The following is a 20,650-nucleotide window of genomic DNA, read 5'->3' as shown; positions in this document are numbered from 1 at the left end:
AACATCCCCAGCCAAGTACATATGAAAAATAACGTGAAATTAAAAACATACAAAAAACAAAATCAGAATAGGAAAATTCCTACTCTGATTTAAGTATATTTGAAATATTAAACTAGTCAACCTTTTTCAGGACTAGTCACGATCTTACTCCATTTATATTGTTAATAATAACATAGTATTTCTAACAAAAAAGCCACTCCTTCCGGAGCAGCTTCCGATAACAAAGTTATCTTAACATCGTAAAAACTTATTCTTTAAACAGATCCTTCATCATTTCTTCAAGGATCTTCTTTGTTTCTTCTTCAATCATTTTCCCTGACTTTTCAACCAGTTCTTCTCTGAATGGTTCACAGCAGGCTTTTATTCCAAAACCTTCATCTGTTTTTACAAATTCCGGATGCCTACTGTGTTCTTTGCATACTTCAGATTCTATTTCCTTCTTTATCTGGTCGTAATTCAGGTCAAACATATTTTTTTATTTTGTTCTTTTAAGTGCATGATAAAGATAGAAGTAATAAAGCCATACCGAAATCCGTATTTCTACGGTATTTTCAGGAAACAAAAAACCGTCTTTTTCGGGACGGTACGATTCAATGTAAAAATTAATGTTTATTCTTTAGAATTTATCCAGAATTTTCTTGGGTAAGATCTTCACCAGTTCTTTCTTATATTCCTTTTCAAGAATAACAAATTTCCATGCCTTTTTATCTTTTGAAATCGCACAGGCTTTCATAGCAGCGTTGATGAGATATGAACCTTCGCTGGCGACATATTTCACATTATTTGCTCCGTATTTGGCTGTCAAAGCACCGTTCATTCTCTTTTTCATATCATCATTTAATGAACTGACATTGCATTTCAGTTTCAAAAAATAAGGGGTAATAGAAAAATATTCCCCGGTTATGAGTTCAGGCTTTTCAATATTTCCAAACTTCAGATCTTCTACTTCAATTTTCATAAATGGATTATTGTAAGTCATATTCAAAATCTGGGTCATTTGCTCTTTTGACACTATGGTGAAGAATTTTGGATATATGCCGCTTACCGCCTGATCTATCTGTTTGGATTGAATGCTGTTGACAAAATAAGTAAGTGATTTTTTTATCGCTGGATCGTCAGGATTAGTCTTAGTCTGTGAAAAAGTCTTCATTGACAGCAGAACGAACAGAAACAGAAGTGATTGGGTTTTCATGGCTGAATGGTTATTATAAAGTTTAAAATTACTTTTACTGGAAAACGGTTAATCTTTCCATATCGTAAAATGTGTCGTAACCTGTATGCCAATCGTTACAGAATGTATTTGAGGCCAATAAAAAAGCCATCCTTTCGGACAGCTTTTGATACTATTTTGAAGATTCAATTATTTTACTTTTACAAGCTCAACATCGAAAACCAACCATGAGTTTGGCGGGATCACTCCTCCTGCTCCTCTTTCTCCGTAAGCCATTGCAGGCGGGATCAATAATGTAGCAGTTTCACCTTCTTTCAATAACAGGATACCTTCATCCCATCCTTTGATTACTCTTCCCATTCCGATTGGAATTTCGATAGGTTCGTTTCTCTTGAATGAAGAATCAAACTCAGTTCCGTCTACCAGTTTACCTGCATAGTGTACAGATACATTGTCACCAGCTTTTGGCGCTTTACCGTCAGCTGTTTTTGTAATTTTATAGTAAAGGCCTGATTCAGTTTTTTGCATACCAGCTTTCAGGTTTTCAACCAATTTCTCCTGGTTAGCTTTGAATTCTTCTTCTCTTTTTTTCTTTTCAGCTTCTTCTTTAGCGATGAAAGCTTTATTGTTTTCTGCGATTTTAGCCTTTCCTTCATTGAAAGTTTTAGCTGCATCATAGTGCTTGTACTCATCACCTTTGCTGAAAACAGAAACTTTTTCTAAAACGATATCTGTTTTAGGTTTGTCCTGAGCTCCTTTTTCAACGTTCGCAATCGCATCAATTACCTCATTTCCTTTTACCACTTTTCCGAAGATCGTATGTCTTCCATCTAACCAAGGTGTAGCTACTTCAGTAATAAAGAATTGAGAACCGTTGGTATTTGGTCCTGAATTCGCCATAGAAAGAATACCTTTCCCTGTGTGTTTAAGGTCGTTTCTTTCGTCTTCGAATTTATACCCAGGATCTCCCATTCCTGTTCCCTGAGGATCACCTCCCTGGATCATGAAATCTTTGATTACTCTGTGGAAAATAGTTCCGTCATAGTAAGGAACTCCTTTAGCCTTAGCTTTGTTGTCGATTTTCCCTTCTGCAAGACCGATAAAGTTGGCTACAGTTACTGGTGCTTTCTTGTCTTCAAATTTTACAATCAGGTTACCTTTTGTAGTTTGAAGATTGGCATAAAGTCCGTCATTAAGACCTTCGTAAGTTTCTTTGTCTACGTTCATTTTTTTATAAATTGGGGTACAACTCATCAGCGAAATACTTGCCGCTGCCAGAATTATATTCTTGTTAAACAATTTCATGTATTTATAAAGCTTTTAATTTTATGATTAATGGAATGTCGTTGTCTATTTTCTTTTCGTCTCCGTAAGTTCCGTAGGCCAAAGAAGACGGTACCAAAAGTGTTACTTCCTCTCCATCATGTATAAAACGCAAAGCGTTCTCCACTGCTCTCAGTTCATCAAAGTGTCCGAATCTGGCATCTCTTCTCTCAAAAGGCTGATCATAGATTTTAGTCTGGTCAAAATCATACAGATCATAAGAATAGGAAATGGTTGTTTCGTCTTTCCTTCTTTCTCTCTGATCATAGCCTTCCACGGTTACCCAATAATTAAGCTGCGTAGGATAGTATTTTACAGACTGGCCGCTGATCCAGTCCTGAATCTGGCCACGTTCTATAACATTTAAATTTTTCATCCTGTTTTTAGAAACATCCAGATCTTTCTGGCTCAAAACCCCGCCTACAGGGGGATGCACCGTCTGTGTATTTCTGTTGCAGCTCAACAGGCTTATGGCTGATATGAAGAGTATTTTTTTCATAAACTTTTGCGAAAATACACATTTCGCGAATCAATTACAAAACTTGACACAGAAATATGTGAATGTTGTAACGCATTGATCTTAGCCAAAAACTCTTCGTCCATTTTACGTGAATAGACAGATATGAAAAAGCCGGGAAAAACCCGGCTTTCATATCGTTATATCAATAGTATTATACTGTTTCCAATACGTGATCTACCATTACTCTCCATCCGAACGGATCTTCAGACAAGTTGGTTTGTAAATCTACCAAATCTTTTTTAAGGATAGCCGCATAGCTTTCTTCATCAGATAATCTCGGAAGCGCAAGTTTTTCTCCCTGATATCCTAAAGCCTGGAATTGAGTGGTTACTACTGCTGTACCTACCCCCCATACTTCTTTAAGTTCACCGTTCTTTAAAGCTTCGATTACAGTTTTTACCGCAATCGGTTCAATTTTCACTTCGATACCTCTTTTCTTCGCTAACTGAATGAAGCAGTCTCTCGTTACTCCGTCAAGGATTTTCTCAGATGTTGGCGGTGTATAGATCGTATCGTTGATTCTAACAAACACGTTCATTGTACCACTCTCTTCGAAATATTCGTGTGTAGCATCATCCGTCCAGATGATTTGCTCATACCCTTCTTCAATGGCCAACTGCGTAGGATAGAAAGAAGCCGCATAGTTACCTGCAGCCTTTGCAGAACCTACCCCTCCGTTTGCCGCTCTTGAATAGTGATCAGAGATCTTTACAGATACCGGTTCTGAATAATAACTTTGTGCTGGTGTTGCAACAATGGCAAACATATATTTATTAGCAACTCTTGCTTTCAAAGCTTCCTCTGTAGCAAAAATCAAAGGTCTGATATAAAGCGACATTCCTTCCCCCTGTGGAATCCACTCTCTGTCAATATCTACCAAAGCTTTCAATCCGTCTAAAAACATTTCTTCAGTCACTTCCGGTATAGCAAGACGTTTCGCTGACTTGTTGATACGTTCAAAATTCTTTTCAGGCCTGAAAAGGAAAACCTGCCCGTCTTTGTCTTTATAGGCTTTCATACCTTCAAAACAAGCTTGTCCGTAGTTTACTCCCATCATGGCAGGCGTAAATGGAATCGGACCGTAAGGAACTAATTTTACATCACCCCATTTTCCGTTTTCATACTCACAAATGATCATATGATCGATGAAAGTACTACCAAATGAAAAATTGTTAGGGTCAAATGTAGAAATTCTGGAGTTTTCAGTTTTTTGAATTATCATTTTTTAAAATTTTTACGATGTTCTACAAATTTAACATAATTTTCTAAATATAAAAATTTTAGAGTAAATTTGACAAAAAATTAGCTTGAAAAGAGAGATTAAGACCACAAACGACGGAAGTAAAACATTGTTTATCAATGATTTAAATGAAAACTACCATTCTCATCACGGAGCCTTACAGGAAGCCGAACACGTGTTTATCAAAAATGGACTGAATTTAATAAATGATTGCGAAATTAATATTTTAGAACTCGGTTTTGGAACAGGTTTGAATGTTTTGGTAACAATTAATGAATATTTAAAAACTGACAAAAATCATGTCATCAATTATTTTTCGCTCGAAAAATACCCCATAAATGAATCCGAAGTTAAGGATTTGGCTTACTTTGAACTTTTCGATAACCCAGAGTTTAAAAATATTTATCAGAAAATTCATCTGGCAGATTGGGAAAAGTCAGTAGAAATTATTAGTGGATTCAATTTAAAAAAGATAGAATGTGATTTTTTCGACCTGAAAGACATTGATCTGCCAAAAATCAACCTCGTCTATTTCGACTGTTTTGGAGCCAGAGTACAGCCAGACCTTTGGGAAAAGCCATTGTTTGAACTGGTAGCTGACAAAATGGCCATTAACGGATTATTAACCACCTACTCTTCTAAAGGCAGCGTAAGAAGAATTCTTCAGGAACTGAATTTCCAGGTGGAGAAAAAACAAGGACCTCCGGGAAAAAGAGAGATGATTAATGCAATTAAGTTGTAGAAGGAAGCTGGATGTTTACTGCCGGGTGCTTAATTAATTTTGATTTTTATTTTAAAATAATAATCAATATAATATGATTCAATATTATTAGATGGTATTAAACTTCCAGCTTCATGTTTCCAACTTCCAGCTTTTCCAACAAAATTCCTTACATTAGCTATACAAAATATTATACATTATATATATGATAGACAAGATCAACATTAGAGTGTATGCCTGTGCGGTAAAAGATAAACAAGTTCTGACCTTATTTGAAGAATATGCCGGCGAACCTTTAATGAAATTTCCGGGCGGCGGATTGGAATATGGTGAAGGAGTTCTTGAATGTCTGCACCGCGAGTTTGATGAAGAATTGAATGTAAAAATCAATGTGCTGGAACATTTCTATACTCAGGAAAATTTTCTGGTATCGCGCTTCAGAGAAAACGAACAGCTTCTTACCATATATTATATAGTAGATATCGTTAACGAGGAAGACTTTATTATTCTGGATCCCTGTATCGAAAAAACAGAATGGATTGATATCGACAGACCGGACAATCCTTTTCCTCTTCCCATAGATAAAATTGTATTTGATAAATTAAAAGAAAAATTCCTGTAAGCGTTCTTACAGGAATTTTTATTATTTCTTTACTTTAAAATCATTAGCTCCGGGATAAGGCTGCAGATAACCAGAGTTCCAGTTGGACTGCAATAAGGACTCTATGAATTCATCACTTCTGTTGGTATGGGGATCATAGCGTTCTTTCAGATCAATATCAGCCATTTTTCCTTTTACATTCCACCAGAAGGCACTCCATCCGCCTCTTAATTCTTTGATAATCTCAAATACATTTTTTCCGGTTGCCCTGTTCATCAGTTTTGCAAAAACCTGTCCTTCTGTAGTTGTAAGATCTCTCAATTGCTTTTCATATTGGTCAGCCAGTATATTCTGCCTTTCTCTTACAAACTTTCTTTTGGCTTTGCTGTCCAGATCATTCATATCTTTCTGGATATCTCTGTACTGCTGCAATGCAGTCACAAACAACGGATACACCCTGTACAGCTTTTTATTCAGAAAATAATAGTAATTCTTATCCAGCTGATTATTAAATCTCGGTTTATTCACTAAAACCAACTCATCCAATACAACTACAGGCTCCCCATTGATTTCATACACCTTAATCTTCTGCTGTTCGTCATAATAATACTTATTGCCAAATTCATCCACTTTCAGAGATTCAGGCGGATACTGATTGAGTGGTTTTGCCACTATACCATCTTTCTGACCAAAAACACTGACTCCAAAAAAGAAAATAAAAAGGCAGATAATCTTACTAAAATTCATTATTTTTACACTTATAAGAAGAAAAATTAAACGCAAAAATCATTCCTTTTTATGAAATTTGAAAAGAAATCTTTGAAATTTTTAGAGAAATATTTAAACACATCATCTCCAACAGGTTACGAACATAAAGGTCAGGAAGTCTGGATGGACTACATCAGACCTTACGTGGATAAAATTGAAGTAGATCATTATGGAACCTGCTATGGAATCATTAATCCGGAAGCTGAATTTAAAGTAGTGATTGAGGCACACGCAGATGAGATATCATGGTATGTCAATTATATTACGGATGACGGATTAATTTACGTCATCAGAAACGGAGGCTCTGATCAGACGATTGCTCCTTCAAAAGTTGTCCACATCCATGGTGAAAACGGAATTGTAAAAGGAGTATTCGGATGGCCGGCTATTCATACAAGAACCAATCAGAATGAGCCTACGCCTAAAATTGAAAATATCTTCATCGACTGTGGTGCGACTTCTAAAAAAGAAGTGGAAGAAATGGGAATTTTTGTAGGTTGTATGATCACCTACCCGGATGAATTCTTTGAAATGAACGACAGATATTTTGTCTGCAGAGCTCTGGACAACAGAATCGGCGGTTTCATGATTGCTGAAGTTGCCAGGCTGCTAAAAGAAAATAAAAAATCTATACCGTTCGGACTTTATATTACCAATTCTGTACAGGAAGAAGTAGGTTTATATGGTGCAGACATGATTGCTGATACTATCAAACCAAATATTGCCATTGTAACGGATGTTACCCACGACACAACCACTCCAATGATTGAAAAGAAAAAAGAAGGAGATCAGAAATGTGGTGCCGGGCCGGTAGTATTCTTCGCACCAAGTGTTCACCACACCATCAGAGAATTAATTATTGACACCGCAAAGACCAAGAAAATACCATTCCAGAGAGCTGCAGCCAGCAGAGCAACCGGAACTGATACAGACGCTTTTGCCCACTCTAACGGCGGCGTACCAAGTGCTTTAATTTCCTTACCTTTGCGTTATATGCATACTACAGTAGAAATGGTATCTAAAGAAGATGTAGGTAATGTCATCAAACTTATCTATGAAACAGTTCTTAAGATCAAGCCGGAAATGAAACTGAAGTATCATTAATTAAAATGAAGGCTATTTCTGATTTAATAAAAAGACCAACCTTTATCTCTATTGTATTTATTACACTTGTAGTGCTAGGGATTCCTTTAATTGTCTATCAATTATTTACATCCAATCCCAGTGGAAGCTTAGGAATTACAATAGAAATAATTTTCTTTTTAGTACTGTTTGGACTGCTTGTAATCGACAGATTTCTACTCATAAATATTAACAATAAAAAGTTATCTGTCATAGAAGTGGTGTTAATAACAGGATATCTAGCCATTTATTACTTCACCCATGACCATTCATTTTCAATAGGATAATAAAAGTAAAAGTATAAAAAGTAAAAATGAAAACGAAGCTTATTGCTCCATCCCTTTTATCAGCAGACTTTGGGAATCTGCAAAGAGACATTGAAATGCTGAATAATTCTCAGGCCGACTGGTTCCACATTGATGTCATGGACGGAAGATTTGTTCCTAACATTTCTTTTGGTTTTCCGGTGATGAAAACTGTTCAGCAGCATGCTAAAAAATTTGTGGATGTTCACCTGATGATCGTGGAACCTGAAAAATATGTTGATGAATTCATCAATCATGGTGCTGACCTTGTTTCTGTTCATTATGAAGCATGTACCCACCTTCACAGAACTATTCACCATATTCAGAGCAAGGGAGCAAAAGCAGGTGTTGTTTTAAATCCTTCTACTCCTGTATTGATGCTTGAAGATATTATTGCAGATGTGGATCTTGTATTGTTAATGAGCGTAAATCCGGGATTCGGAGGGCAGAAGTTCATTGAAAATACTTACAAAAAGATTGCAGAAACCAAGGATCTGATCTTAAGTAACAACTCAACTGCACTTATCGAGGTAGACGGAGGAGTAAATCTTGATAACGCTTCCAAATTATTTGAAGCAGGTGCCGATGTTCTTGTTGCGGGAAATGCTGTTTTCTCAGCTGAAAGCCCGGAAAGAACAATCGAGCTTTTAAAAATCTAAAGAAACTATCTTTATGATAAACAAAAGGCAGCCATTGGCTGCCTTTTCTCTTGTTTGGAAATTTAAGTCGTCCTGGTTATAATCTTTTTTTCAACATATTGAAATGTTTAAAATGGTCTTGCTAACAACACAAAGATCTGAATAAAACCAGACGTACACATCGGTAGAAATACGTAATTTAATAGTAGGTATTTTCACTTAATCCTTTATAATTCTTTATTCCAGACACAGGCACAGACTACAAAAAGGATGGTAATGACGGAAAAAACAGTTCTTATATTATTGAGAAAATTCCATCTGTTTTCAAAATTTTCCCGCATCTGTCTGATCGCTTCTGCTGTAGAACCGGAGATATCAAATTTATCCAAAGTATCATTCATCGGAACATTTCCGGCAACCGTTACCCCAAAAACTCCAATCAGATAAGCCAGTGTAGCAAGAAGAAGAAAAATAAAAACAGGCTGCTGTCCGCGGAGCAAAAATGTAGATAAGGGAAGAAGAACCACCGTTCCCATAAAACTCATAAAGAATACAGGATTCAGGATTTCCCTGTTGATATTCTGCATTGCGTTCAGGTATTCTGTATCAGAAAGTTTTCCCAGGCCGAGAACAACTGAGCATGAATACGCATAGAAAAGTCCTCCTATCAAAGCAGCGAGGACAGCGGTAATGATCAATACTAATGTTGTCATTTTCATATATTTTGATTTTGGTTATCAGAGAATAGAATTAATAAGGATTCCATTTTTTAATGATATTCTGTGCTGTAAGAATCATTTCAGCGTCCCAGTGTTGTGTTTTAAAATAATGAAAGTCCGCATCTTGAATAGCCTTCACATCTGAGTTATCATAAAGAAGCCTTGTGAGTTTCGACTGTTCTTCATACAAAAGCAGGTCTTCCAAAGGTTTTTCGGAAAGTTTCACTTCCTTTTTGCACCAACGTTTATTTTCTTTGAATTTCAGGTCTGAAGTTTCAATTATTGTTCTGACTTTATTAAAATCATCCAGAAAATCATTTCTTTCTTCTTCGGTTTTCAAGGTATGCCCCAATCTTTCAATAATAATGTATTCCAGATTTGGACATTGTGTAAGAACCGAGGGTAAAACAGAGAGAATTTCTTCAGGAATAACATCATCATGCGTATCTCTCCTCACCTGCTTCTTTCCATACGCACTCTCCTGCCAGCTTCCGCCTGAAAGATGGATCTCTTTTATTTTATGGAGTGGATACAAGTTTATTATTTCCTGAAGACCAACTTCAAAATTACAGGACTGGCAGTAAATATTATGCAGATCGAAGATCAGAAAACCATCAGTATCTTCTATCAGTTTGTCAAGAAAAACCCCTTGCTCTTTCACATCATCAATGGAAAATGAGAATGCCAGATTTTCCACGCCTACAGGAATATCCACCGTTTCCTGAAGTCTATATAACCTGTCTTTCCCAATCTGTAGGGTTTCCGGCCCCAGAGACACCGGCAACGGAACTCCCTGATGAAAATTTTCAGTATTCATGAAGCCAAAATGTTCCGTAATATGATTGTATTTCCGCAGGCTGACTTCTTCTTTCAATTTCTTCAGCCATTCTTCCTGCCTTGCCGTCCATATCGCATCAAATAAAGAATAATATACTCCATGCCCTATTAAACGGTTATTTTCTGCGTAGAAATTCAACAGATCCCGAAGCCAATCCGGCTCATTGGTGTGATAAAGCGTATCAAAAGACCATTCCATCACTTCTATGGCATTATCCTGCAACAATGGCAAAACAGCAGAAAGAAAATCTGCTTCCGCCATCATTGACACTCCTAACATGGGCTTTCTCATCTTCTATCCCATTCCGCAGGCCGGACAACCATATTCGCGGAGTACAAGGGTATCTTTTTTAACTACCGGCTTAGGGGTTCCCGGTTTTTTCTTTTCAACGGTGTCCGCGGAAGTGGCTTTCTTTATTTTTTTGACAGGCTTTTTTGTTTTAGTTTCTGGTTTAGTAGTCTGCGCAGAGACACTTACCGCCAATAAACTTGCCATTAATATTGCTGGAATTTTCATAATTGCTTTTTCGGGTAAATTTTACAATAAACGTTCCATTTATAAAAATACAATAATAAGAAACGTTTTGACAACAATTATCATTAAATATCACAAACTATTCTACACTATAATGTTTTCTTTATCTATATTTAATGTTAAAATAAAACTATATATGAAAAGCAGTCTGATTAAAGCTGTCTTCCTTGGATTGATATTATCTGTAAGTAATATCGACGCACAGGTTCAGACAGTTGACAACAGCAAAAAAATGGAATGGTTTAAAAATGCCAAACTGGGAATTTTTATTCATTGGGGAATTTATTCGGTTAATGGAATCTCGGAATCATGGTCATTCTTCAATAATTATATTAATCACGAAAACTATATGAAACAGCTGAATGGTTTTTCAGCTTCAAAATACCAGCCGCAACAATGGGTAGATCTGATAAAAGAATCCGGAGCAAAATATGCGGTCATTACCACAAAACATCATGACGGAGTTTCACTATGGAATTCGGGAGCAGAAAAAGCAACAACTATCCCTCAAAATTCTTTGGCTAAAAAAGATGTGCTAACTCCTTTTGTTTCTGCGATGAAAAAGTCCGGATTAAAAACTGGACTTTATTTCTCTTTGCCGGATTGGAGCCATCCGTACTATGACATCAATACCCGGACAAAAAAACGCTATGAACTTAAAAATGATCCAAAGCGCTGGCAGAATTTTATCAGCTATTATCAGGGTCAGCTTAATGAGCTATCTGCCCAATATTCTCCTGACCTCCTTTGGTTTGATGGAGACTGGGAACATACTTCCGAAGAATGGAAAGCTTCTCAAACCCTGGATTTACTCAGGAAATACAATTCTAATATCATTATTAACTCAAGACTCAATAATCATGGAGATTACGACACTCCCGAGCAGGGCATTCCGGTAGTTCCGCCTCAAAATCAATATTGGGAGCTTTGTTATACCATGAATGATTCCTGGGGGTATCAGCCTTTTGACAAAAGTTATAAGACACCCAATATGATTGTAAGGACTTTGGCAGACGTGATCAGCATGGGAGGAAATCTTTTGCTTGATATCGGTCCGAAATCAGATGGCACCATTCCGGAAGAGCAAATTGAAATTCTGAAAAACCTGGGCAGATGGACATCCAAAAATGAACATGCCATCTATGAAACAACCCGCGGAATTTCTTTTGATAACTACAAAGGAAAATCAGCGTTTTCAACCTCGAAAAAATCGTTGTTCCTGTATCTTGAAGAAGCTAAAAAACTTACAAAAATCTATGGACTTGCAACAAACCCCCTTTCTGTAAAAATCATTGGAGATCCATCTGCTGTTGTTACAATGGATTATAATGCTGAGAAAACACTGAATTTAAATTTCTCCAAAGTAAAATTTGACAAGGATGTCACGGTGGCAGAACTTACTTTTGACACTCCTCCTGCATTTTTGAACGATTTTAAGAAGGAAAAACATTCTCTTCCCGAAATACTGGAAAGCAAAAATACCCAGGAAGCCGTCTATGATATCGCCAATGCTTTAAACTATGATCAGAATTTAGTTAGCCATGAAGGCCTTACTCTAGATGGCCTTGACATGAAAATAAAAAAAACGTCTAAAACAAATCCGGAAACCATAGAATGGATAAGCAAGCATGCCGAAGCTTTATTTGAAACAGGAAAAGGCCTTCCGGCGGGTCACTACCCAGGAATGAGCGCTTTATCAAAAGACAAACAGACTCTATATCTTTTTGTGGAAGGAGTTCCTACGGGACCTATTGCTCTGAAAGGGATAAAAAACGAGATTGCCAGAATAAGAGTTGTGGGTGAAGGCACTATTCTTCCTCATACGATTTATAATAAACTGTACTGGAGCGACAGACCGGGAATTATTTATATTGATATCCCTAAAGAAAGACTTGATCAACAACTGACGGTGATCGCGGTTTTGCTTAATAAACCTGTTGAGCTATACAGAGAAAAAGTGGGAGCCATTGAAAATAATCTTTAAAGATCCCCATAAAAACAAAATCCGGAGAAAATTCTCCGGATTTTTTATTTTGTAAGATGATTTTCTTAGAAAATCTCTCTTCCTGAAAAATGGAATTGAGCTTCGATTAATGCATTCTCGTCAGAATCTGAACCGTGAACAGCATTTTCTCCGATGCTTCTTGCAAACATTTTTCTGATTGTACCTTCTGCAGCTTCTGCAGGGTTAGTAGAACCGATCAATGTTCTGAAGTCTTCAACTGCATTGTCTTTTTCTAAAACTGCTGCAACGATAGGACCAGAGCTCATGAATTCTACCAATTCTCCATAAAATGGTCTCTCAGCATGTACTTCATAGAATTTTTTTGCATCAGCAACTGTAAGCTGAGTTAATTTTAAAGCCTTGATCTTAAAACCTCCTTCAGCAATCTTACCCAATATAGCACCGATATGTCCGTCAGCAACTGCATCAGGCTTAATCATAGTGAATGTAATGTTAGACATAAATGTATATTTTTTTAATAGCGCAAAATTACAAAAAATATCTTTGATTTTTATTTTAATTTTTTTTTAACATAAAAATAACTTTTATTAAGAAATTATAAGATAAACTTTGGCACAGTAATTGTTTATTCTATTGCGATTCTCATGTTTAATTTGAGTTTTCATGGTTATTAGTTTTTACCCAGCTTCGGCTGGGTTTTTTATTTGTAAAAAATGGCAGTATTTTTTATTAATTATATAATTTTTTAATGAATATCGGATTATATTTAATGATTTTATCCATTTTATTTCAATTGGTGAAATAATTTTATTTTTTGAAAATCCAATCTCATGGTGGTCAGAAATATGACAAAAGTGGAGTTATCTGCCAAAATTGTAAAATTGAAAAGTAGAGTTATTTAAAAACGAATATTTTTTTCATTTAAAATTAAAAAAATAATTACAAGAAATAAAATATCCAGAATACATTAAATTGATCTTTAAAAAAAAGAATAACAGTAAATATTATTCTTTAACACTTTCGACAAAATAGTTTAAAACAGAAAAAAGAGACCATCCAATGATAGTCTCTATATTATCTCTAACAAATTTGTCCTGTTACATAAAGATTGTATTGATTATTTCTGAGACGCTTCTTCTGCCTCGTCCATCAGTTTAATGTAAGTAGCATAGCGCGAATGCTGAATTTCTCCTGTTTCAAGGGCATCGATAACAGCACATTTAGGCTCATTGATGTGAAGACAGTTATGAAATTTACATTCTTCTCTCTTTTTAAAAATTTCAGGAAAGTAATGCTGTACTTCTTCTTTTTCAATATCAATCATTGCAAATTCACGAACCCCGGGAGTATCGATAACGTTTCCTCCAAAATCCCAGAAATGCATCTGGGCAAAAGTTGTTGTGTGTTTTCCTTTCAGGTGGGTATCTGAAATTTCAGAAGTTTTTAAATTCAATCCCGGCTGCAAAGCATTCACTAAGGTAGATTTTCCACAACCTGAGTGGCCAAAGAATACGGAAGTTTTATCTTTAAGAATTTCCTGAAGCTGGTCAAGATTTAATTTTGAATAGGAAGAAATTTCCAGGGTATCATACCCTATCTCCTGATATAGGAATTCAATATCTTTTACAATTTCAATTTCTTCTTCGTGCAATACATCAATCTTATTAAAAAGAATCAGTGGTGTAATATTATAAGCTTCACAGCATGCCAGGAACCTGTCCAGAAATCCTAATGACGTTTCAGGATGTTTCAGGGTAAAGATAAAGCATGCCAAATCAATATTGGAAGCAATAATATGAGCTTCTTTGGAAAGATTTACGGATTTTCTGATCAGATAATTAGAGCGGGGTTCAATTTTCGTGATCCAGGCAATGTCATCCTGTTCCAGTTGGAACTCAACAAAATCTCCTACAGCAAGTGGATTGGTAAGTCTGGTTTTTATTAATTTGAATTTCCCCCTGATTCTGGCCTCGAAAATTTTATGTGTTTCCAATTCCAAAACCTGGTACCAACTGCCTGTAGATTTAATGATTTTTCCTTTCATAGATAATGCTGGTGCAAATATACGCAATTAGGGCTTAGCATTCAGAAAATAGGGTCAAAAACACAATGTTTCAATTCTCCTAAATACTGATGGCTAAGCCCTGATTTATTTTTTTTACTGAATATCTAGTAAAAATTATACTACTCTTACTATTATCCGCAATTTATCTCTCGATCATAATATTATTCTGAACTTCAATAGATTCTTCGTGAATCGCTTTGAATACTTTTTCAATAAACTCCTGAGACATTCCTGTTTCTTTTGCTTTTTGGGTAGCGTATTCTGTGATTACTTTCCAACGTTCAGGCTGGAAGATCGCAATGTCATTTTCTTTTTTAAGCTTACCGATCTTTTCAGAAATTTTCATTCTTTGAGAAAGAAGTTCAATTAACTGGAAGTCAAGATCGGAGATTAAAGTTCTGTGTCTTCCCATTTCTCCTTCAAAACCGGCAAGATTAGAGCTTCTCACTTTCAGATTTCCGATAAGATCTGCAAGAACTTCAGGAGTGATCTGCTGGGAAGCATCGCTCCATGCTTCATCAGGATTACAGTGAGATTCAATGATCGCTCCCTGGTATCCTACATTAAGTGCCTCCTGTGTAATATCTGCAAGACCTGTTCTGTTTCCGCAGATGTGAGAAGGGTCGATTAACATTGGAATATTTGGAAACTGGCTCTTGAAATCAAGGGCAATCTGCCAGTTTGGATTGTTTCTGTATTTTGTTTTCTGGTAGGTTGAAAATCCTCTGTGAATAACTCCAAGGTTTTTAATGTCCTGTCCTAAAAGTCTTTCCAAAGCTCCGATCCATAAAGCAAGATCCGGATTTACAGGATTTTTCACAAATACCGGCTTATCAGTTCCTCTTAATGCCATTGCAATTTCCTGTACCGTAAATGGATTTACTGTGGAACGCGCTCCGATCCAAAGAACATCTACGTCTGCTTCTAAAGCTGCAAATACGTGGTGTGCATTGGCTACCTCAGTTGCTGTTTTAAAACCGTATTCTTCTTTTACTTTTTTCAGCCAGTTCAAACCGATCACTCCTACACCTTCGAAACCGTTGGGTTTGGTACGCGGTTTCCAGATTCCGGCACGGAAAACGGATACATTGGCATTGGATTCCTTAATTCTCCTGGCCGTTTCAAGCATCTGAGCTTCACTTTCCGCACTACATGGTCCTGCAATCATTAGTGGCTGTGTAAGCCCATCGATCCACTCATTTTTTAAATCATTTAAATTCATTATTCTAAATTTTATTGTTTTTTTATATTATTTATTCATTGACAGCAATAGCCCTTTGGATTATAAAATTTAATTTATAATTCTTTTCAAAAAATGCCGTTCAAAATTGTTTAAAGGAATCAGGAAAATAATAGGGCTCTACTTCTCCTGTATTTTTTGGAAAGAAATTCAGTTAACAGTACCAATAAAATCGGTAATACGTTCTGAAATTTCTATAATAAGAAGCAGAAAAACTAAAATAACCGCTAAAAAAATAATTAGCGGGTGCAAAAAAAGACTGATATGTGTTAATCAATTTTTCCATTATATCTGGAAATGTCTTGTTTTAGCGTTTCTGGTTTAATTTGTTTTTGTCAGAAACTTATTTCTGACAGAAATATTTGACAAATATATAAAAATTATGTCAAATCAAACTTCATTAAATCATCAAGATCTTTCAAAAGTGGATTTTTTTCTATAAACTTTTCAAATAATTTTCTCTTCGTCACCACCTCAATCTTCAGATTTTCAACGTCTCTGACGTATTCTACCTCAATAATATGATTCTGAATTTTTCTTTTAAAATGATTAAAAAATTCTCCACTTATTTTATCAAATTCCACTTTTGCAGAGTCTGACGGGAACAAAACTTTGATTTTATGCTCTTCAGCTTTTACCAGTTTAAAGGTTTTTACCGCATTAAATACAAAGTTATTTTTTACCTGAAGCTGTTTAAGCATAATTTTCCATTCCGTCTGCAGATCCGTATCTGTAAAATGGTTTTGAGGAAGATTTTCAGTTCTCACCACAACATCTTCTGCTGTTTCCACTTTATCTTCTTTATTCAAAAAGGAATTGATGCTGAAACCAGAGGATATTCCCGGTCTTGACAAAGGCTTGGTAGTTTTGGTCACAGAAACTTCCTGAACTGTCTGAGAAACAACAGACAGCTGTTCTGTTTTAATTTCTTTTTTCTCCGGAGTTTTTTCCGGCATTTTCACTTCCTGTTTCTCACAGAGAAACGGAGCCAGTATCAGGAATTTTTTTTTTTAGTATCACCTAAATTAGCTGTCAGTGAAGCCAGCTGCATTAATGCAATTTCAACCGTAAGTCTAGGGTTTTTGGAATTCTTATAATTAATATCTGCATGGTTGCAGATTTCAATACCATCAATAAGCTGCTGGGCGGCCCATTTCTGTCCCTGCTCTACAAACCTGGTCTTGGTCTTCTCTCCTACTTCAATGAGTTCCATGGTAGAAGCATTCTGTGCCATCATCAGGTCTCTGAAATGATTTCCTAATCCGGCAATGAAAATATGAGGATCAAAACCTTTCTTTACAATCTCATTAAATGCGAAAAGCACTTCAGGAATTTTGTTTTCCCTGGCAAGATCCACGATATTCAGATATTGATCGTAATCCAGAATATTGAGCACTTCGGCAGCTTTTGCCAGTGTAATATTTTTCTGGGAGAAAGTAGAAAGTCTGTCGAAGATAGAAAGTGCATCTCTTAATGCACCGTCTGCCTTCTGAGCAATCAGGAACAGGGCATCATCTTCATACTGGATATTTTCTTTCTGGGCAATGTTTCTCAGATGGCTCTGTATGTCTTCGATGACGATTCTTTTGAAGTCATAAATCTGACAACGGGATAAAATTGTTGGAATAATTTTATGTTTTTCCGTGGTAGCCAAAATAAAAATAGCATGCGCAGGCGGCTCTTCCAGCGTTTTAAGGAATGCATTGAAAGCGGCAGAAGACAGCATATGAACCTCATCAATGATATATACTTTGTATTTACCCACCTGAGGTGCAAAGCGTACCTGATCTATAAGTTCTCTGATATCATCAACAGAGTTATTGGATGCAGCATCCAATTCATAGATATTGTAAGCAAAGCCATCTTCTGAAACCGAGCCATCTTTCTCATTGATCTTTCTTGCCAGAATTCTGGCACAAGTAGTTTTACCCACACCACGAGGACCGCAAAAAAGTAATGCCTGAGCTAATTGACTTTCTTCAATTGCATGTTCTAAAGTATCCGTAATATGGGATTGTCCTACAACCGTATCAAACTCCTGAGGACGATATTTTCTTGCAGATACTATAAAATTTTCCATTGGTCAAAAATAAGAAATATAGTTTTAATTTGAAAATTAAAAGTTTTCAAATATCAACAAAAACATATTTCTGTTCAAATCGGAAAACTTTTAACCTCTATTTCTTTTTGCTGTATGCAAAGTCAATCAACTCAACAATAGCGCCTTCAATCTCTTTTCGTCCTTCTTCAGTTTTCAGGTCAATACCGCAAAACTTATTGGCGTTGTACCCCGTATAAAGGTTAAGATAGTAAGCTCCGGAAACAATCAGAGCCATAATTGCTCTGTGTCTTGTTGCTACTCCTTCACCAAAGTAAGGATCTGAGATGTTTCCAAATAAAACTTCTCCAACTTCTTCACGTTGTTCAACTAATTTCTTAAGAATAGGCTTGCTTTCTGAAAGCTCCCAAAGGATAATCTTCTGAAGTTCTTTATTTTTCTTCAGGTTTTCGAACTGGTTCAAGACAACCATTTTGGTAAGCTCGTGTCCACCGTCCGAGAAATCCATATCAACATCCTGGTTGACCTGGCTCCAGTAATCCTGAGACTTGATATATTCATCGATCAGCTTATCAGTACTTCCAAAGTACTCATAGATCAATTTTTTATCAAATCCGGCTACGGCAGCTATTTTGCTTACTTTTAATCCGGAATATCCTTTTACTCTTAAAATTTTACCAACTGCAGCAAGCAGTTTCTGCTTTGTTTTTTCTTTGTCCCTAATGGGGCCCTGCACTACTTTTCTAGGCATAATTATTATTTTTTCGCAATATGCAATTTTTTATTAATATCATCAAACGCATTAAGCGTTTTATCGAGATGTTCTTTTTCGTGTCTTGCCGTCACACTCATCCTGATACGCGCATCTTTTCGGGGTACAGCCGGGTACAGAATCGGATTGGTATAGATTCCTTTTTCTATTAGTAGTTTTCCGGCTTCTCCTGTTACATAAGGATCTCCGATTTTTACAGGGATAATTGCAGAGCAGGTAACGCCTGTATCCAACCCTAAGTCGTCAAGCCCTTTTTTGAAATAATTGATGTTATCCCAGAGTTTCTGTCTCCAGATGGGTTCTTCGTCAATTAAATCAATGGCTTTAACTATTCCTGCTGATGATGGTGGAGCTGTCGCTGAGAAAATCTGCTGGCGGGAATGGAATCTGATGAATGCTGCTATTTTTTTATCTGCAATGACATATCCTCCCAGATTTCCAAATGTTTTGCTGAATGTACCTGTGATAAGGTCTACTTTATCCAATAACCCGGCCTGTTCCAAAGTACCTCTACCAGATTCTCCAAGGATACCGACACCATGTACGTCGTCTACCATCAGAAAGGCATTATACTTCTTCACAAGGTCATAGATCTCATTAATACGGGAGGTATCACCATCCTGGGAATACACTCCATCCACAATAACGAGTTTCGTACGGTACAGATTTTCAGATACCTTCAAAATGTGTTCCAAAGATTCCAAATTATTGTGCGGAAATGTTTTTTTGTTGGTAAAAGCACATCCTTCGTGCACACTGGCATGTACAGCCATATCTAAAATAGCCAGGTCTTCTTTCTGCATCAGGCATTGTAAAGAAGCACTATTAGCTGTATAACCCGTAGTAAATACTACAGCTTCATCTTCTGTTCTTTTAAAAAAACCTGAGATTTTTTTTTCTAATGCATTGTGGTAATCAAAATATCCTCCGATAAGAGGAGTAGCTCCTGTTCCTGTACCATATTTTTCGATTCCTTCAATGGCAGCCTGTTTTACTTTTGGGTGCTGCGTAAATCCTAAATAATCACTTGATACAAAACTAACAAATTCTCTGTTGTGATCTGCAATATTAACATTCAGTACTGCATTGGTTCCTGAAGTATTCTTCAGTCTGTAGTTCATGTGGCCATTAGACTTTACAAAGTCTAAATATTCATAAAAAATTTCAGCTCTTTGAGCCATATCATTGTCTGGTATATTCTCAAAGTCTTTAATGGTTGCTGTTGTGAAATTGATGCTCATCCTTAATCTTGTTTGTTGTGGTTTTAAAAAAAACAAATATATAACTATTTGAAGGGCTTAAGCTCCCATATTAAGATTAAATATTATTAAAGACACAATAATTTATTCTTATCCCCTGGAAACCAAACTTAATACCATATACCGGTTTCTTTTTAACATTTATGTGTATTGAATTAATTAGTTTTTTCTTACCTAAATTTAATAAAAAAACTAAACAATAAAGAAATATTAATAGATAAATAATAAAAAATGACAGTTATTTTTTACAACCATCTCATTTATAAAAGATTATTTTCTATAAATTTTAACATTATAATTCACTAAATTGTCTTTTACAGTAGGAATTCAGCAGGATTAAATCCCTACCCGGAGACGAAAAATTCCCCGAAACTCCTGTAACAGGAATTTTAAAGAATAAAAACAGTCAGTTTTAAACGGAATGGGAATCTCTGAATTTTCCGGGAGTAAAACCGGTCATTTTTTTAAAAAACTTTGAAAAATTGGAAGGGTCGTAAGTAAAAATACGGGCAATTTCTGCTACAGATTTATCCGTAACAATGAGCATCATTTTGGCCTGTTCAATAATTTTTTCATCATAATAAAAACAGGGATGCTGTCCGGTTTCCTTTTTAATGGTATCAGTAAGATGTTTATGAGAGACAGCAAGTTCTCTGGCAATTTCATTCAGTTCCATAAATTCAGGTACAGTTCCGGAAATCACCTTTTGGATATGCTCATCTAAAAAGGTAAAATACTGACGGGTAATTTCTTCACTTCTTTTCATCATATGGGTCTTGCTAATCTGTA

General features: G+C 36.0%; 22 protein-coding genes. 5 read left to right on the top strand and 17 right to left on the bottom strand.

Features of this window, described 5'->3' with window-relative positions; all coding sequences use genetic code 11:
• Positions 1–247: 247 nt before the first annotated feature.
• From DEU40_RS20950 to DEU40_RS20930, 5 genes are all read right to left on the bottom strand, one after another.
• On the bottom strand, positions 248–469 hold the full coding sequence (locus tag DEU40_RS20950) for a hypothetical protein (RefSeq protein WP_110011647.1): 222 nt from the start codon (positions 467–469) through the stop codon (positions 248–250).
• Between the two features lie 147 nt (positions 470–616).
• A complete protein-coding gene (locus tag DEU40_RS20945) occupies positions 617–1,192 on the bottom strand; it encodes a hypothetical protein (protein WP_110011646.1) in 576 nt (191 codons plus the stop codon).
• A 168-nt stretch (positions 1,193–1,360) separates the two neighbouring features.
• Complete coding sequence (locus DEU40_RS20940; RefSeq protein WP_228406592.1) at positions 1,361–2,398, bottom strand: peptidylprolyl isomerase; 1,038 nt, start codon at positions 2,396–2,398, stop codon at positions 1,361–1,363.
• An 82-nt stretch (positions 2,399–2,480) separates the two neighbouring features.
• Entirely contained in the window at positions 2,481–2,993 is a 513-nt protein-coding gene (locus DEU40_RS20935) for an FKBP-type peptidyl-prolyl cis-trans isomerase (RefSeq protein ID WP_110011645.1), read from the bottom strand.
• A 172-nt stretch (positions 2,994–3,165) separates the two neighbouring features.
• Positions 3,166–4,236 (bottom strand): branched-chain amino acid aminotransferase, encoded by a 1,071-nt coding sequence (locus DEU40_RS20930; RefSeq protein WP_110011644.1) that lies wholly within the window; start codon positions 4,234–4,236, stop codon positions 3,166–3,168.
• 85 nt (positions 4,237–4,321) lie between these two features.
• On the opposite strand from DEU40_RS20930, the gene mnmD reads away from it, so the two are divergent.
• Positions 4,322–4,996: a tRNA (5-methylaminomethyl-2-thiouridine)(34)-methyltransferase MnmD gene (gene mnmD, locus DEU40_RS20925; protein ID WP_110011643.1), complete on the top strand. Its 675-nt coding sequence runs from the start codon at positions 4,322–4,324 to the stop codon at positions 4,994–4,996.
• 184 nt (positions 4,997–5,180) lie between these two features.
• Positions 5,181–5,597 carry an NUDIX domain-containing protein gene (locus DEU40_RS20920; RefSeq protein ID WP_110011642.1) on the top strand — a complete coding sequence of 139 codons (417 nt, stop codon included), beginning with the start codon at positions 5,181–5,183 and terminating at the stop codon, positions 5,595–5,597.
• A gap of 21 nt (positions 5,598–5,618) precedes the next feature.
• Here DEU40_RS20920 and DEU40_RS20915 read toward each other — a convergent pair whose 3' ends face one another.
• Positions 5,619–6,323, bottom strand: a complete 705-nt coding sequence (locus DEU40_RS20915; protein ID WP_110011641.1) for a DUF4294 domain-containing protein — start codon at positions 6,321–6,323, stop codon at positions 5,619–5,621.
• Positions 6,324–6,374: 51 nt separating this feature from the next.
• Between DEU40_RS20915 and DEU40_RS20910 the strand changes: the two genes are divergently transcribed.
• Both DEU40_RS20910 and rpe read left to right on the top strand, forming a co-directional pair.
• Positions 6,375–7,448, top strand: a complete 1,074-nt coding sequence (locus tag DEU40_RS20910; protein WP_062670358.1) for a M42 family peptidase — start codon at positions 6,375–6,377, stop codon at positions 7,446–7,448.
• Positions 7,449–7,779: 331 nt separating this feature from the next.
• Positions 7,780–8,430 (top strand): ribulose-phosphate 3-epimerase, encoded by a 651-nt coding sequence (gene rpe / locus DEU40_RS20905; RefSeq protein ID WP_034698534.1) that lies wholly within the window; start codon positions 7,780–7,782, stop codon positions 8,428–8,430.
• A 206-nt stretch (positions 8,431–8,636) separates the two neighbouring features.
• On the opposite strand, the gene DEU40_RS20900 is transcribed toward rpe, so the two are convergent.
• From DEU40_RS20900 to DEU40_RS20890, 3 genes are read right to left on the bottom strand one after another with little or no spacing between them, the layout of a single operon-like run.
• Complete coding sequence (locus DEU40_RS20900) at positions 8,637–9,122, bottom strand: DUF1772 domain-containing protein (protein ID WP_228406591.1); 486 nt, start codon at positions 9,120–9,122, stop codon at positions 8,637–8,639.
• Positions 9,123–9,159: 37 nt separating this feature from the next.
• Entirely contained in the window at positions 9,160–10,257 is a 1,098-nt protein-coding gene (locus tag DEU40_RS20895) for a DUF692 family multinuclear iron-containing protein (protein WP_110011639.1), read from the bottom strand.
• Between the two features lie 3 nt (positions 10,258–10,260).
• Complete coding sequence (locus DEU40_RS20890) at positions 10,261–10,482, bottom strand: hypothetical protein (RefSeq protein WP_110011638.1); 222 nt, start codon at positions 10,480–10,482, stop codon at positions 10,261–10,263.
• A gap of 154 nt (positions 10,483–10,636) precedes the next feature.
• On the opposite strand from DEU40_RS20890, the gene DEU40_RS20885 reads away from it, so the two are divergent.
• Complete coding sequence (locus tag DEU40_RS20885; protein WP_110011637.1) at positions 10,637–12,484, top strand: alpha-L-fucosidase; 1,848 nt, start codon at positions 10,637–10,639, stop codon at positions 12,482–12,484.
• A gap of 65 nt (positions 12,485–12,549) precedes the next feature.
• Here the strand turns inward: DEU40_RS20885 and DEU40_RS20880 are convergent, their stop codons facing one another.
• The 8 genes from DEU40_RS20880 to DEU40_RS20845 form a co-directional block, all read right to left on the bottom strand.
• Positions 12,550–12,966: a nucleoside-diphosphate kinase gene (locus tag DEU40_RS20880; RefSeq protein WP_034722935.1), complete on the bottom strand. Its 417-nt coding sequence runs from the start codon at positions 12,964–12,966 to the stop codon at positions 12,550–12,552.
• 617 nt (positions 12,967–13,583) lie between these two features.
• On the bottom strand, positions 13,584–14,510 hold the full coding sequence (rsgA, locus tag DEU40_RS20875) for a ribosome small subunit-dependent GTPase A (protein WP_110011636.1): 927 nt from the start codon (positions 14,508–14,510) through the stop codon (positions 13,584–13,586).
• Positions 14,511–14,673: 163 nt separating this feature from the next.
• On the bottom strand, positions 14,674–15,753 hold the full coding sequence (locus tag DEU40_RS20870) for a chorismate mutase (protein WP_047431451.1): 1,080 nt from the start codon (positions 15,751–15,753) through the stop codon (positions 14,674–14,676).
• A gap of 398 nt (positions 15,754–16,151) precedes the next feature.
• Positions 16,152–16,727 (bottom strand): hypothetical protein, encoded by a 576-nt coding sequence (locus DEU40_RS22710; protein ID WP_228406590.1) that lies wholly within the window; start codon positions 16,725–16,727, stop codon positions 16,152–16,154.
• A 38-nt stretch (positions 16,728–16,765) separates the two neighbouring features.
• The gene (gene dnaX, locus DEU40_RS20860) at positions 16,766–17,851 is read right to left on the bottom strand and encodes a DNA polymerase III subunit gamma/tau (RefSeq protein ID WP_110011635.1); all 1,086 of its coding nucleotides are present in this window, start codon (positions 17,849–17,851) and stop codon (positions 16,766–16,768) included.
• A gap of 97 nt (positions 17,852–17,948) precedes the next feature.
• Positions 17,949–18,581: a TetR/AcrR family transcriptional regulator gene (locus DEU40_RS20855; protein ID WP_047375406.1), complete on the bottom strand. Its 633-nt coding sequence runs from the start codon at positions 18,579–18,581 to the stop codon at positions 17,949–17,951.
• Positions 18,582–18,586: 5 nt separating this feature from the next.
• Positions 18,587–19,843 carry an aminotransferase class I/II-fold pyridoxal phosphate-dependent enzyme gene (locus DEU40_RS20850; RefSeq protein ID WP_110011634.1) on the bottom strand — a complete coding sequence of 419 codons (1,257 nt, stop codon included), beginning with the start codon at positions 19,841–19,843 and terminating at the stop codon, positions 18,587–18,589.
• 430 nt (positions 19,844–20,273) lie between these two features.
• Positions 20,274–20,630, bottom strand: a complete 357-nt coding sequence (locus tag DEU40_RS20845) for a helix-turn-helix domain-containing protein (protein ID WP_110011633.1) — start codon at positions 20,628–20,630, stop codon at positions 20,274–20,276.
• Positions 20,631–20,650: the final 20 nt, after the last annotated feature.

The organism is Chryseobacterium sp. AG844 (assembly GCF_003182335.1).
In the GTDB taxonomy this organism is placed as follows: Bacteria; Bacteroidota; Bacteroidia; order Flavobacteriales; family Weeksellaceae; genus Chryseobacterium; species Chryseobacterium cupriresistens.
This window is presented reverse-complemented; position numbering and strand designations above follow the sequence as displayed.

What these genes read in the sequence shown, in the direction of transcription:
- DEU40_RS20945 (WP_110011646.1), bottom strand. Translation starts at nt 1,192, where the DNA reads ATGAAAACCCAATCACTTCTGTTTCTGTTCGTTCTGCTGTCAATGAAG.
- DEU40_RS20910 (WP_062670358.1), top strand. Translation starts at nt 6,375, where the DNA reads ATGAAATTTGAAAAGAAATCTTTGAAATTTTTAGAGAAATATTTAAAC.
- DEU40_RS20915 (WP_110011641.1), bottom strand. Translation starts at nt 6,323, where the DNA reads ATGAATTTTAGTAAGATTATCTGCCTTTTTATTTTCTTTTTTGGAGTC.
- rpe (WP_034698534.1), top strand. Translation starts at nt 7,780, where the DNA reads ATGAAAACGAAGCTTATTGCTCCATCCCTTTTATCAGCAGACTTTGGG.
- DEU40_RS20845 (WP_110011633.1), bottom strand. Translation starts at nt 20,630, where the DNA reads ATGATGAAAAGAAGTGAAGAAATTACCCGTCAGTATTTTACCTTTTTA.
- DEU40_RS20890 (WP_110011638.1), bottom strand. Translation starts at nt 10,482, where the DNA reads ATGAAAATTCCAGCAATATTAATGGCAAGTTTATTGGCGGTAAGTGTC.
- DEU40_RS20855 (WP_047375406.1), bottom strand. Translation starts at nt 18,581, where the DNA reads ATGCCTAGAAAAGTAGTGCAGGGCCCCATTAGGGACAAAGAAAAAACA.
- DEU40_RS20935 (WP_110011645.1), bottom strand. Translation starts at nt 2,993, where the DNA reads ATGAAAAAAATACTCTTCATATCAGCCATAAGCCTGTTGAGCTGCAAC.
- DEU40_RS20870 (WP_047431451.1), bottom strand. Translation starts at nt 15,753, where the DNA reads ATGAATTTAAATGATTTAAAAAATGAGTGGATCGATGGGCTTACACAG.
- DEU40_RS20940 (WP_228406592.1), bottom strand. Translation starts at nt 2,398, where the DNA reads ATGAACGTAGACAAAGAAACTTACGAAGGTCTTAATGACGGACTTTAT.
- DEU40_RS20850 (WP_110011634.1), bottom strand. Translation starts at nt 19,843, where the DNA reads ATGAGCATCAATTTCACAACAGCAACCATTAAAGACTTTGAGAATATA.
- DEU40_RS20880 (WP_034722935.1), bottom strand. Translation starts at nt 12,966, where the DNA reads ATGTCTAACATTACATTCACTATGATTAAGCCTGATGCAGTTGCTGAC.
- DEU40_RS20885 (WP_110011637.1), top strand. Translation starts at nt 10,637, where the DNA reads ATGAAAAGCAGTCTGATTAAAGCTGTCTTCCTTGGATTGATATTATCT.
- DEU40_RS20900 (WP_228406591.1), bottom strand. Translation starts at nt 9,122, where the DNA reads ATGACAACATTAGTATTGATCATTACCGCTGTCCTCGCTGCTTTGATA.
- DEU40_RS20895 (WP_110011639.1), bottom strand. Translation starts at nt 10,257, where the DNA reads ATGAGAAAGCCCATGTTAGGAGTGTCAATGATGGCGGAAGCAGATTTT.
- rsgA (WP_110011636.1), bottom strand. Translation starts at nt 14,510, where the DNA reads ATGAAAGGAAAAATCATTAAATCTACAGGCAGTTGGTACCAGGTTTTG.
- DEU40_RS22710 (WP_228406590.1), bottom strand. Translation starts at nt 16,727, where the DNA reads ATGCCGGAAAAAACTCCGGAGAAAAAAGAAATTAAAACAGAACAGCTG.
- DEU40_RS20930 (WP_110011644.1), bottom strand. Translation starts at nt 4,236, where the DNA reads ATGATAATTCAAAAAACTGAAAACTCCAGAATTTCTACATTTGACCCT.
- DEU40_RS20950 (WP_110011647.1), bottom strand. Translation starts at nt 469, where the DNA reads ATGTTTGACCTGAATTACGACCAGATAAAGAAGGAAATAGAATCTGAA.
- DEU40_RS20920 (WP_110011642.1), top strand. Translation starts at nt 5,181, where the DNA reads ATGATAGACAAGATCAACATTAGAGTGTATGCCTGTGCGGTAAAAGAT.
- dnaX (WP_110011635.1), bottom strand. Translation starts at nt 17,851, where the DNA reads ATGGAAAATTTTATAGTATCTGCAAGAAAATATCGTCCTCAGGAGTTT.